Below are 13,365 nucleotides of genomic sequence, written 5' to 3'. Positions count from 1 at the left end.
GCGTTGCAGGAGTTGCACCGTTCGCTGATGCTTCATGCGAGTTCGGACGGGGACGGCACAACCCGGATGTTTTCCGCCGACATCGCAACGCATTCGCGCACTGCTAACGACGACGTCGCCATCATCGAACAGCTTTCATCCGATCTCACCAACCACAAGGACACCGTGATGACCATGAAACTCTATTTCTCTCCGGGCGCGTGCTCGATGTCCGATCACATCGTGCTGGCATGGATCGGCCAGCCATACACGACGCAGAAGATGACCAAGGAGACGTTGAAGTCGCCGGAGTATCTCAAGCTCAATCCGGCAGGCGCGGTGCCGGTGCTGGAAATCGACGGCTGGCCGCTGACGCAGAACGTGGCGATCCTCAATTATCTTGCCGACAGTTTTCCGGACGCGAAGCTCGGCGGTGACGGCACGCCGAAGGGTCGTGCCGAGGTAAATCGCTGGCTGTCGTTCCTTAACTCCGATGTGCATCCGGCGTTTCATCCGCTGTTCGGCAGCACCGGCTTCCTTGACGAGGCCGCCGCACAACTGACGCGCGACAAGGCGCTGACGCAGCTGCACGAATTGTTTGGCCGCGCGGACAAGCAACTGGAAGGCCGCGATTGGCTCGCCGGCATGCGCTCGATCGCCGACCCGTATCTGTTCGTCGTATGGCGCTGGGCGAAAGCGACGAAGGTCGATCTTTCCGGCTTCGCCAACCTCGCGGCGTTCGCCGAACGCATGCTGGCCGACAGCGCCGTGCAGAAAGTGCTGGCCGACGAAGGGCTCGGCAAACACTGAGTCAGGTCTGTCACTGGCAAGATCAGAGGCCGCGCATGTCGCGGCCTCACTGATCGCGCAACGATGCACCATGTTCACGGCGACTCCGCTGCAATGACTGTCAACGCATCGAGATCCAGCATGACAAAGAAATCCCCGGGCCCGGCGCAGCGCGCCACGCTGCTGACCGAGCTTCGCGAACAGAAAATGGCCCGTTCGGCGCACGCCTATGTGCGGGGCAGCACGGTGCGTTTCTACGAATGGCTGGACGCCGCGGACCGACGCCTGCCGCAAGGCCCGCATGTGTGGATCTGCGGCGATTGCCACGTCAGCAACATGGGCCCGGTGGCGGATGCCGAAGGTCGGGTCGATGTGCAGATCCGCGACTTCGACCAGACCGTGATCGGCAATCCGGCGCACGACATGATCCGCCTCGGCCTGTCATTGGCGATGGCCGCGCGCGGCTCCGATCTGCCCGGCGTGATCACCGCCAAGATGATGGAGCAGCTGATTCTCGGGTACGAGCAGGCCCTGAGTGCAAAGCCCGGCAAATTACCGGTCGCACGCGCGCGGCCCGAGTCGATCCAGCTGGTGATGAAGCGTGCGTTGCGACGCAAATGGAAACACCTGGCCGCCGAGCGCCTCGAAGGCACGAAGAATTTCTGGTCGATCTCCGGCGCCGAACGCAAGGCACTTGAGGCCTTGATGTCGAGCGAAGAAGTGCACGCGCTGGTGACCTCGCTGAGTCATCGCAACGACACCGACGATGTGCAGATGCTCGGTGCGGCGTACTGGGTGAAAGGTTGCAGCTCGCTGGGGCTTTTGCGATACGCGGTGATGCTGCGCGTGGGCGAATCGAAAGACCCGAACAACAGCCTGTGCCTGATCGACATCAAGGAAGCCGCGAAGGCCGCCGCGCCACGTGCAGCCAACGTCAACATGCCGCGCGGCAACGCGCAACGCATCGTGCAGGGCGCCACTGCGCTGTCGCCACATCTGGGCGAACGCATGCGCTGCAGCACGTTCATGGGCAAGGCCGTTTTTCTGCGCGAGCTGCTGCCGCAGGATCTGAAGCTCAACATCAAGCGGCTGAGTCAGTCCGAAGCGATGGACGTTGCCGGTTATCTCGGCAACGTGGTCGGCTGCGCCCATGCGCGCCAGATGGACGACGATGCACGCGCACGCTGGCTGAGCGAACTCAAGCGCAACCGATCGAAATCGCTCGACGCACCGTCGTGGCTATGGCGCAGCGTGGTCGAGCTGGTGCGCGAACACGAAGGCGGCTACCTCGAACACTGCCGACGGTTCGCGCACGTCGAGGCATAGAGCCCGCGCCTCGTCATCCGATTTCGTCAACGGGTCTCCACGCTTTCCACCGCCACCGGCAAACGGTCGCCCTTGTGGAAAGGTTCGACTGGCGTCAGCTCGATCTGCATCGCGTACGGTTGCACGTGGCGGTTGCGCTGAATGTCCGTCTCGTACACGAGATGCTGGCCTTTGCCGGCTTCCAGCAGCAACGTTTGTCGCTGACCGTCCACGACGAGGTCGAGGCGCGCAGGCTTTTCGGCACCGATGTAATGCACGGTGAGCTTGTAGTGATCTCCGCGTAATCCCGCAAACCAGCGCAACTTGTAGAGCGTGGATGGATCTTCGTAGCCGTAACCGTTGTAGTTGAGGAAATGTTCGGCGTGCTGCGCTTCGAGTTGCACGCGCCCATCCGATGACGGATTCACTGCGACAGGGCGCACGTGCAGATCACCCGTGAACGGCACCGCGATCACCGGCATGAAGCGGTCGGCGCGTGGGGTCAGGTTCAACGAGTGGACATCCACGCTCGCACCGGATGCATCGACATGAACCGCAGCAGTTCGCTGCGATGAATCACCCAGCAAGTGACCGGCATCAAAGCGTGAATCCACCACGCCCGGAAGATGCAACCATCCATCGGCTGGAAGCCTGTCGACGAACAGGTACAACGTATGTCTGCCCACCGTGGCGTAACCGAAATCGAGCGCGCCAAACGGTTGCGCGCTCGTGCCGTAGATCGCAGCGCCATTGACGAGCAGCCATTGTCCCACGCCGCGCAACACATCGGCTTCATAGGGCACGACCGAACCGTCGCCGCGCGGCCCGATGTTGAGGATGTAGTTGCCACCGGCACTCACCACACGCACGAGTCGCGCGATGTTTTCGCGGATTTTTCCGGGCAGGTCGTCGCGATGTTCCCACGAGCGATAGCCCCAGGTTTTCGGAAAGATCGATGCGGGCGATTGCCATGGTTCTTCGACCGCGACATCGGGCTCGGCGTTGTCGCCCATCACGGTGAAATCGCCCTGGTAGTTCCACACCCTGCCCGACACCATCGCCTGCGGTTGCAGCGCGTGCACGGTGTCGGCGAAACGCGCACTTTGCGCCGGCGTGGGCTTGCCCATGTCGAACCAGATTTCCGCGATCGGCCCGTAGCGGCTCATCAGCTCGCGGATCTGCGCCACGTTGAAATCGGCCTGCGCCGGCGTGATCGGGTTGCTGTTGCCTTCGATGTACGTGTTGCCGCCGGGATGATGCCAGTCGATGGTGGAGTAGTACACGCCGAACGGCATGCCGGCGCGCGCGCAGGCGTCCGCCAGCAGCTTCACCACGTCGCGCTTGTATGGCGTGGCATCGACGATGTTGTACGGCGTCTGCGCGGTGCGAAACATGTTGAAGCCGTCGTGGTGCTTGGCGGTGAGCACGATGAATTTCATGCCGGCCTCCTTCGCCAGCGCGACGATGGCATCAGGGTCGAACTTTTCCGGATCGAACGTGTTCGCCAACGCTGCGTACTCGGCCATGGGCATGTTGCCGTTGGCGGCGATCTGCTCGCTGTAGCCATTGTCCACGCGCCGGCTTTTCCACATGCCGCCGGGCACCGAGAACAATCCGAAGTGGATGAACATGCCGAACTTGCGATCCTTCCACGCCTGCACGGTGGCGGCGCTTGGTCGTGCATGGCCGAGCGGCAGCGGCTGGTCGCTTGAGGTTGCCGCGCGCGCTTGCGTGGCTACGATCGAAACGAGCATCAGCCATGCAGCGACAGAGCGCAGGATGTTTCTGGAGTATGGGCGCACGCGTTGGCCTCGCGGATGGACGGCATGCGCGGCAACGGATCACCGCGAACGATCATGCGAGGACAACCGATTCGCTGGCGCGAGTCAACCTTTTGATCAATCGCTGGGACTCGTGCACGCGGCCATGCGCTGGCCTTCCACGCTCACGACGTCACCGCGATCCGGCAACGAAACGCTGGCGGTGTAGTGCTCGGCGGAATCGAAATCCACGCGGCCGCGACCGGCGGCATTCGCGTTGCCGCAATGTGCTGTCCATGCGAGCGACGTGCTGCCGCGATGCTGGTCTTCACGCTGGCAAGGCGGCATGTCCGGCACCACGATGACGGCGAACGTGGCCCACGGATCGGCGCCTTCATCCACGCAATGCCAGTCGATCGTCGACTTGCCGCGATGGCCGTGATCGATCCGCGTGGTGACGATTTTCCAGAGCCCGGGCATCGCCGCGAAGTCGCCCGGGTCCGCCTGGATCGACGGGCTGGCGATGGCAATGACAACGATCATTGTGACTGCGAGCACGCGGCTGCCGATGACGAAACCGGCGCGTTGCGCGAAAGGGGTAAAGGTGTTCATGGCTGCATGCTCCCGTGGTGGAGTCGCGCGCGCGGAACCGACGGCGCCGCGCACGCAAACGCTCACCCGCACATGCGGGTGAGCGTGACGTCGCTTGGGTCAGTCGGCCGTGGCAGTGGCCGACGTCGCATCCGACCAGCCATACGGGCCGAAGTCGAACATGTCCATCAGGTTGCCGATGGCCGGTGCGTTGACCGGCACATAGGGGTTCTTCGGCAAGGCGATGGGGTTCGGCAGGTTGTCGCGGCTGCGTGCCGAGATGGTGGCGCCCAGACCCCAGTTGGCTTCGACGAATTTGTCGAACGACACGTGGTCGTAGTACGTGTGCACCACGCGCCCGCCCTGCGAGTACTTGGAAATCACCAGCAGCGGAATGCGCGTGCCGTCGCCGAAGAAATCGATCGGCTGCACGTATCCCGAGTCGTAGTAACCGCCGCCTTCGTCGAACGTCACCATGATCACCGTGTCGTTCCACACCTTCGGATTGGCTTTCGCCATGTTGACGATCTTCTTGACATAGCCCTCGAACAGCTCGAGTTTCGACGAGGCTGGATGGCCGTCCAGAATGCCATCCGGTTTGGCGATGGACACCGCCGGCAGCGTGCCGTTCTGGATATCGTTGTACAGGTCGTTGATGTCCTGGTTGTTGGCGCGCAGGGTCGGGTTGGTCATGACTTGGGTGGAGTACAGGAACGGATTGCAGATGTTGCAGTACGTGCCGGCCTCACCGTTTTCCTTGCCGCCACCCCAGCCTTCGCCGTAGTACTTCCAGCTCACTTTCTTCTTGCTCAGCAGCAGCGCGAGGTTGTCCTGCGTGGTCGGTGGAATGGTGAACTGCGTGGTGCCCAGCGGCGCGGGCGTGCCATCGCCGAGGTAGCCCGGGTTGTAGTTGTTGACGAGGTAGTACGCGTTCGGCTTGCAGTCCGTGCCCTTGAACGTGCGATACGGCAAGGTCTTCAGATAACCCTTGACCGAAGCAACGCCCGGCTGCTTGTCGTCCGCGCAGTTGACGTACGAACCACCGCCGTATCCATCCTGCACCCACCAGTTGTTGGTGCCCTTCTGCGAATCCGGGTTCTCGATCTGGTTGGTCGGCGGCACGATGGGGTTGCCCTGTGCATCCGCGTACCAGATCAGATTGCCGTAACCGAGCATGATGTGATTCGCGCCGGTGCCGCCCATCACGGACTGATGGAAGTTGTCGCTGAGCGTGTACGTTTCGGCCAGTGTCTTGAAGTACGGCGCGTCACCCTTGGCGATGTTGAGGAACTGCATCGCGGTCGAGCCTTCGGCCGTGGTCTGGTCGGTAAAACCGGCTGGCTGCGTCACACCGTTGTTGCCGGCACCCATCGTGGTTTCCACCCACGGGAAGAGATCCGCGCGACAACCGCTCGGGTTGCCGGTGGTCGCCGCGTTCACGCTGCAATCCAGCTGCTGCCACATCTGGAAGAAGCGATGCACCGGGCTGTTCGCGTAGTCGTTGCGGCTGATCGATGCATGCATGTCCACCGGCGCGTTCGCCAGCGTCGATGGAAAACGCGTATCGACCACACCGTTCGGCAGCCCCGTGCCGCCTTCGGCCAGTTCGTCGTATGCATCCTGCGGTAGCGCCGGCTCGATCGACTGCGCCTGTGCCGCCGAGGCGAACGGCGCCTGCGTCGGTGCGCCGCCGGTGTTCATCGCCGGCAGGTTGTTGTAGAGGCCGGTGCGTGTCGGCGCGACATTGAACTTGCCGGTTTGCGTGGCCTGGGATTGCCGCGCCAGCGACGCGTGCGCGCCCGGCGTGCCGTCGGCCTTGACGATGCCCTCGGACAACAGGTTGTTGATGGTCTGCCCTTGCGGCGGTTTGTAGGTCGCATAGACGTGATCGAACGTGCGGTTCTCGCCGATCAGCAAGATCACGTGCTTGATCGGTGTAAGCGTGATGCCGCTGCGGTCATTGGCCTGAGCCGGCTGATGCAGCGTGATGATTCCCCCGGGAAGGCCTGGCTGGTGCTGGCTGCTTGCAGCCGGCAGATGGGAACGGAACGCCGCATCCTTGTCCGGCGGAGTGGTTTGTGCACTGACGACGCCGGCAATGGCCGTTGTCAATACACCGATGAGTAAAGGCCTCAAGCGCTTGCGGCCAAACATGTTTCGCATGATCTGGATCTCCTGCAGACAACCGGTGACGGTGTCTTTGGGTCATCCCCCTGATTGACCCATGTGCGCAACGCACCGCATGGGCTCCACGCAGTCTGTCCTTCGCAGATGACGTTTCGTTGGCATCACGGCGACAACGACGACCGCGAAGATGACCGTTCCACTACCGCGCTCGAAGCCGTGCGCTGCGTCACACGGACGCGTGATTCACGCAGGCAGCAGTTGATACGGACGCATCATTTCGTTGTCCTCGTGCTCGAGGTAATGGCAATGCCATACATAGCGTCCCGGCTCGCCATCGAAGTGCATCGCGATGCGCGTCACCATGCCGGGATCGGCGCGCACGGTGTCCTTCCATCCCATCTCGTGTGGCTCGGGCAATTGCGCCGGGCCGGTATATCGCACGACCCGTTTCGCGTTCCACGCGAACAGATCGAACGGGCGTCGGTCGACCACCTGGAAGCGCACGAGATGAAGATGGATCGGATGCGCATCGCCGGTGACGTTGACGAAACTCCAGCTCTCCGTGGTGCCCTGCACGGGTTTCTCGCTGATCGGGTCGGACCACATCCTGCCGTCGAGCATCATCATCATCGGATTGCCACTCGCATCGTCCTGTTCGCCGATAGTGAGCTGGCGATCACGCACGGCACTGGCAACGTCGATGCGCGGCACGCGACGCAAGGCGGCCGGCAATTGCGACGTGTCCTTGTGGCCGCGATCGCGCACACGGAATTCAAGGATCGCCTCGGTGCCTGCATGCAGCTGCAAGGTCTTGCCCGCCATGCCGGAAAAATCCACCACCACATCGGCGCGCTCGGCGGGATACAACGCCACGCGGTCGCGCTGCAGTGGCGCTTCAAGCAAACCCTGATCGCTGCCGACCTGCGTGAACGCATGGCCGGGCGACAACGACAGATCGAAGAAGCTTGTATTGGCGGCGTTGATCAGACGCAGGCGATAACGCCGCGGCTCCACGTCGAAATACGGGTACAGCTTGCCGTTGCACAGCACGGCATTGCCGCGGCATTCCGAAACCCATGGCGCCGATGGATCGTCGGACACCGGGTAATACAACTTGCCGTCTTTCGCGATCAGGCGATCGCAAAGCATCAACGGCAGATCGTGTTCGCCCGATGGCAAATCCAACGCCGACTCTTCCGCATCACGCACGTTGAATGCGCCATATAGGCCGGCATAGATGTTGAGGCGCGTGATCCCCATCGCATGATCGTGATACCAGAGGCTCGCCGCTTCCTGTGCGCCGGGATAATGAAACGATGCCGAACGGCCCGGCTCGTACCAGTCTTCCGGCCAGCCATCGCTGCCAGCAGGAACACGAGCGCCATGCACATGCGTCACCGCGCGCACCTCCGGCCTGGACCGTTCGGCGCCGTGGATGTTGTGATCGATCGGCAGGAAATGTTTCGTCGGTAATGCATTCACCCATTCGATCAACAGCGGCTCGCCGTGACGAGTCTCGAACGTCGGCCCCGGCGAACGCCCGTCATAACCCCACAGCGGCGTCGGTGGCAGGTCACGATGCAGTCGCGCATGAAACGCACGCATCTCCATCCGGTAATACGGCAGCGTGCGACCGGGATACGACGGATGCGCGCGATGACCCGCAGGCCGCGCCAGCGGCGGCACCGGCAGCGCGTCGACGAATCGCGCCAGGGTCGTCGGATTCAGCAGCGAAACATTTGGCGCAGCGAGCGTCGGCATCGTCATGCGCGCCGGCATCTTCATCGTTTGCGCCGATGCGAGCTGCAGCGCATCTGCCAGCGCGATGCCGCCGATGACGCTGCCCGCACCGCGCAGGAATTGACGGCGCGAAACCGTCACTGCGAGCGCGCCTTCGAGGGATGGTTTCTGTTGCTGCCGAAACGCGCTGTGCGGTGTCCACAGGAAGCTGATAAATGTGTCATCCGGGCAACCCTAGGCAGGTTGGATGACAGATGTGTTTCAGTTTGTCGTCGCGATCCGATTTTTGAAGCAGGGCTTTCCTAATGTCCGATCGATGCGGAAGGCTGCCCGTGATAGGCATTCAGCGAACGAACCCTAACCCGGCCAGATCAGCATCGCGTCGCCATAGGAGAAAAACCGATACCGCTGTTCCACGGCATGCTGGTAGGCATCGAGAATCTCTTCGCGGCCCGCGAGCGCCGACACCAGCATCAGCAACGTCGATTGCGGCAGGTGGAAGTTGGTGATGAGCGCGTCGATGCTGCTGAAGCGGTAGCCGGGAAAGATGAAGATCTGCGTTTCACCCGCGAACGGACGCAGCACGCCTTCGCAGGTCGCGCTTTCGAGCGCGCGAACGACGGTGGTGCCGACGGCGACCACGCGGCCACCCGCAGCGCGCGTGCGCTGTATTTTTTCGACCAGCTCGGCGCCGACGTTGAGCCATTCGCGATGCATCACGTGATCGCTCACCTGCTCCGCACGCATCGGCTGGAACGTGCCCGCGCCGACATGCAGCGTCACGTAGCCGAAATCGACGTCCATCGCGCGTAGCCGGTCAAGCATGGGCTGGTCGAAATGCAGCCCTGCCGTGGGCGCGGCGACGGCGCCGGGCTCGCGCGCGAACACGGTCTGGTAACGCTCCATGTCGCTGGCGTCGGCGTGCCGATCGATGTACGGCGGCAACGGCATCTCGCCGAGTCTCGACAGCAGTTTTTCCAGCGGCTCGGGCGACTCGAAACGCAGCCGGAAAAATTCGTCGTCGCGACCGAGCACCACCGCATGCGTGCCGTCGGCAAGTTCGATGCGAGCACCGGGCTTCGGTTTCTTGCTGACGCCAAGCTGCACCATCGCCTCATGTGGACCGGTGACGCGCTCGATCAGTATCTCCACCGCGCCGCCGGTGTCCTTGCGCCCATAGAGGCGCGCCGGCAGCACACGCGTGTCGTTGAACACCAGCAGATCACCCGCGCGCAGAAACTGCGGCAGTTCGGCGAACAGGCGATCCTCGCGCTTGTGCGCTGGCATATCGAGCAGCAGCAGACGGCTGGCCGAACGCTCGGCGAGCGGCGTCTGCGCGATCAGCTCAGGCGGCAAGGTGAAATCGAAATCGGTTTTCTTCAAGGCTGGAAACTTCCGGGCGATGCTCCGTCGCGAAACATCGCCTCCACGATAAACGGATGCGGACGAACCCGCATTATCGCCCAGCCGCTTTCCATCGGCAGCCTCAGGCTACCCTGCGGCGACGCCTGCGCAGTACCAACGCCACCAGCACACCGACAACCAGCACCAACCCGCCGATTTCCAGCGACAGATAACGCCTCACCAGATGCCGCGCCTTGAGCACGCGCTGATGGCGAAGCAACGCACGTGCGCGATCGAAGTCCGGCGCTTCGCACTGGCTGCCGAAATTGTCCGCCCAGGCGACATGCGCGCCCTGCGTCACGTAGCGCTGGTAATACGCGGTGATGCGACGCTCGCGTTCGGATGGCGCCGTGGATGCCGCCTCGCCGTAACCCTGATAGTGGTCGTTGTAATCGGGCGGACCTTCGAGCATCCAGCCGGTGGCTTTGCACATCACCGCGGCAAACGCCTGCGAACGTGGCGGCAGAAGATCGGCCGCCGCCGTCGCGTCATCCGCGGCGAGGTAGCGATAGTGAAAACGATAATCGGGCTTGGCGACGGTGTCGGCGTAGCGTTTGCGCTCACCATCGGTGACGAAGGTCTGCGACATGCTTTTCGCATCCTGGCCGACGCCGCCGTCGAGGCTGCCACCGAGTGCGTTGTAGTCAGGCGCCTGTTCGAAACCGAACAATTCCATGCCGTTTTCGCGTGCGATCACTGCCGCCGAATACCGCGCCTGCGCCTTGCCGATGTCGGTCCACGCGCTGCTAGCGTCATGCATGGCCTTGGCGTACTCGCGTGCCTTGGCACGCAGGTCGACTTGACCGAAACGCAGATCGCCACTGACCGGAAGATATTCCTGCGCTTCGTCGTAGCGACCGTCGCGCATGAGGCGTCGCGCCAGCAGCCAGCGCAGGTTGTTCGCCAGCGGCGGACTGCCGTAGGCGTGATCCTTGTCGGTGCTTTTTGCCGGCGCGGGCGAGGCGGGAACGTGCGCGTCGATGAATGCTTTGAGCTCGTCGATGGTCAGCACGCGCTCGGCGATATACGAAACGTCGCCGCTGTAGCCGTAGGTGCCGCCGTTCTCGTCGTACACATCGCCGACGCCGCCCACTCGGTTCGCCGCGTCGTAGAGATGACCCAGTGCATCGACGTACTCGCCGCGTCCGATCGCGAGAACGCCCTGCTCGCCGAGGATCAGTTCCGCGTTGAGCGGCTCGATGGAAGGCTTGGGATCGTTCGCTTGCGGGAAAGCTTTTGCCGCATCTGCATACGCAGCGGCGGCAGCGACGAGATCACCTTTCTGCAACGCCAGTTTCGCCTTGACCCAACTGGAAAGCGGGCCCGGCGCCTTGGCTGCCAGCGTGGTTGCGAGATCGTAGCGACCGACGCTGTACGCAAGCGCGGCAAGGCGATCGGCACCGGCCACGCGATCGAGTCCCTGCTTTTCGATTGCTGCCACCAGCACCGTGAGCACGGGCGGCGGCGCGACCGGCTTGTTTGTGTCGTCGCCCGCTTCCACACCAGTATTGCCGTCACCCCCCATGCGCGCCAGCGCGTATGACACCAGCAACCGTTGCGATACCGGGCCGTCGATCAACGCGGTGGCGCGATCTTCATCGCGCAACACATTGGCCGCGAGCGTGGACAGCGAATTCACCGCACTGTCCGAACCATGTCCGGCCTGCGCCGCGTAGAGCGCGATGGCGTGTTTCAGGTCGGCCGGCGAGATGCCTTTTCCGCATGGATCGCTGTCGACATACAGCTTCTTCCAGTCGCACGCTTGCTGATCGTTGTAGAGATACAGCCGCGCTTCTTCACCGAAACTCGCGACTGCCAAACCTTGCGTATCCGATGCGCCAGCGATGGCGCGTGCGCGCGCAAGCTGAAACATCCTGGCGGACGCATCGCGCTCGCTCTTGAACGCCGCATCATCAGTCACCGATGTCGCAGCACGTTCGGCGTGGATGCGGCCCAGCATGTACGCCGCCCACGTCGAACGGAGCTTCGCCTGATCGGGCGGCAACGCCAGCAGTGCTTCGAAACGCGCACGCGCACGATCGAGTTTGCTCGCATCCGGCGCCGCGCATGGCGCGGCAGAAGCAGCGCTCGGATCACTTGCCGGGCAAGCGGGATTCGCGGCACTGAAATCCATCGCACCGGCAACGTAGAGACGCAAATCCTCGGGCAAGTCCTTGCCTTCGTCGTAGGCCTTGTCGCCGTCGTCGAGCTTGCGCAACGCATCCACACGCTGTTCTTGCTGCAACGTCAGGCCTTGCGCTTTGGCAATATCTTCCGGCTTGGCGTCGCCCGAATTCGCGTCACCTGTTTCGTGCGCCTGCAAGGTGTCGGTCGCGACCAGCAAGTGCTTCGCCTCGAACGCAAAGCTGTTCTGCGGCGTGGCCTTCAGCGTTGCGGCGCGATGGTCGAGCAACTGGTTCGGAAAGTCCGGACCGCACGCCCACACCACACCGGCAACCGCCAGCGATGCCCCCAACGCGATCACGACATGCTTACGGTTCGACATGCAGCTCCACTCCCTGGGCGGCACAGCGTGCCCATCCGATAATCCGTTGATGATGTGCCTGCAGCAACCCCGGCTGCAGGCGTTTGATAGACAGTGTGCCGCGGTTCGATCCATCGCGCACGGTTTGACGCGCATAGCCCTGGATGCCGTCGGCCAGCGTGCAATCCGGCGGAAGAAAAACGCGCGTCGGCAATGGCGCATCGAGCTCGCCCGGATTGCGCAGCAGCAGATCGAGCATGCCCGGCGTGGTGCTCGGCTGCGCGACAGCCAGCACATCGTTCTTTAACGGTTGCTGCCGGATCACCGCTAGCCAAGTGGCAAGACTCCACGCGCGATCGTCCCGCGCGGTCGGCAGGCGAAACCACGCAATGCCCATCAGATGCGCGGGTGGATCGCGCTGTAGTTGCGCGATGAAACCCGCGATCTGCTGCGGCATTGCCAGCAACTCGCGGCTGTCGTCGCCACTGTCGAGCACAGGCGATTCACTCTGCACGCTGGCGATGCGGCCGTTCGCATCCCAGCTCACGCGCGAGCCGTAAGTCGGCAGCGCGATGCGGAACGGCTTGTCGCTGCGTTGCGCATACGCATTCGCCCAGTGCAACGCGAGCGTGTCATCGAACATGCCCGCGCGCGGATCGCGTACCGCATGCACCTGCAACACCGATTCGTCGACCTGCGCGAGCAGCGCATCCAGTGCGGATGAATCCAGCCATGCGGGCAACGCGGTGATCGACAACGTTGCGCCACGCATCAAAGGCCGTAGCGCCGAGAGAAAGTGCGTATAGGCAGGCAGTCGCGCGGTGCCGCAATCGTGATCGATCTCCAGCCCGGCGACGCGCACGCCACTCGATTGCCAGTCATGCCAAAGTGCCTGCGTGTCGGCCAGCAGCTTCGTCTCATCCCACTGCGTCAGTTGTCCGTCGATGCGCACGACCAGCAACACCGGCTTGTTGCTCATCCGCAATGCGGCGCGATCGGGATGGAAAACCTGCAGGCGTCCATCGGCATCCGTCTGCGCCGCGAGGACATGCCATGCTCTGATCGCCGCGCCGCTGTCGCGCATTGCATCGATCACCGCCGGCGTCCACTCGCGCTGCCAGATATACGCATCGTGCGTCAGCACGACGGAATCACGGCCGCACGACGCCGTCATGCAAAAAAGCA

At 63.0% G+C, this 13,365-nt stretch carries 9 protein-coding genes; 2 read left to right on the top strand and 7 right to left on the bottom strand.

Annotated elements, in window-relative coordinates:
* The first annotated feature begins 174 nt into the window (after positions 1-174).
* Both GSQ73_RS18010 and GSQ73_RS06720 read left to right on the top strand, forming a co-directional pair.
* Positions 175-789, top strand: coding sequence for a glutathione binding-like protein (locus GSQ73_RS18010; RefSeq protein WP_254063317.1), 615 nt, complete (start codon positions 175-177; stop codon positions 787-789).
* Between the two features lie 120 nt (positions 790-909).
* Positions 910-2,094: a DUF2252 family protein gene (locus GSQ73_RS06720; protein WP_158882300.1), complete on the top strand. Its 1,185-nt coding sequence runs from the start codon at positions 910-912 to the stop codon at positions 2,092-2,094.
* A 26-nt stretch (positions 2,095-2,120) separates the two neighbouring features.
* On the opposite strand, the gene GSQ73_RS06715 is transcribed toward GSQ73_RS06720, so the two are convergent.
* The 7 genes from GSQ73_RS06715 to GSQ73_RS06685 form a co-directional block, all read right to left on the bottom strand.
* The gene (locus tag GSQ73_RS06715; protein WP_158882298.1) at positions 2,121-3,827 is read right to left on the bottom strand and encodes an alpha-L-fucosidase; all 1,707 of its coding nucleotides are present in this window, start codon (positions 3,825-3,827) and stop codon (positions 2,121-2,123) included.
* Positions 3,828-3,971: 144 nt separating this feature from the next.
* A complete protein-coding gene (locus GSQ73_RS06710; protein ID WP_158882296.1) occupies positions 3,972-4,445 on the bottom strand; it encodes a hypothetical protein in 474 nt (157 codons plus the stop codon).
* A 99-nt stretch (positions 4,446-4,544) separates the two neighbouring features.
* Positions 4,545-6,587 carry an alkaline phosphatase family protein gene (locus GSQ73_RS06705; RefSeq protein ID WP_158882294.1) on the bottom strand — a complete coding sequence of 681 codons (2,043 nt, stop codon included), beginning with the start codon at positions 6,585-6,587 and terminating at the stop codon, positions 4,545-4,547.
* A 207-nt stretch (positions 6,588-6,794) separates the two neighbouring features.
* A complete protein-coding gene (locus tag GSQ73_RS06700) occupies positions 6,795-8,432 on the bottom strand; it encodes a multicopper oxidase domain-containing protein (protein WP_254063304.1) in 1,638 nt (545 codons plus the stop codon).
* Positions 8,433-8,648: 216 nt separating this feature from the next.
* Positions 8,649-9,674: a tRNA preQ1(34) S-adenosylmethionine ribosyltransferase-isomerase QueA gene (gene queA / locus GSQ73_RS06695; protein WP_158882292.1), complete on the bottom strand. Its 1,026-nt coding sequence runs from the start codon at positions 9,672-9,674 to the stop codon at positions 8,649-8,651.
* Positions 9,675-9,777: 103 nt separating this feature from the next.
* Positions 9,778-12,201, bottom strand: coding sequence for a hypothetical protein (locus GSQ73_RS06690; RefSeq protein ID WP_158882290.1), 2,424 nt, complete (start codon positions 12,199-12,201; stop codon positions 9,778-9,780).
* Positions 12,188-13,324 (bottom strand): DUF3142 domain-containing protein, encoded by a 1,137-nt coding sequence (locus tag GSQ73_RS06685; protein ID WP_158882288.1) that lies wholly within the window; start codon positions 13,322-13,324, stop codon positions 12,188-12,190. Before GSQ73_RS06685 ends, GSQ73_RS06690 begins: the two co-directional genes overlap by 14 nt.
* Positions 13,325-13,365: the final 41 nt, after the last annotated feature.

The organism is Rhodanobacter sp. L36, assembly GCF_009765755.1.
Taxonomy (GTDB): Bacteria; Pseudomonadota; Gammaproteobacteria; order Xanthomonadales; family Rhodanobacteraceae; genus Rhodanobacter.
The sequence above is the reverse complement of the archived record's forward strand: the minus strand, read 5'-3'. Positions and strand labels throughout refer to the sequence as shown.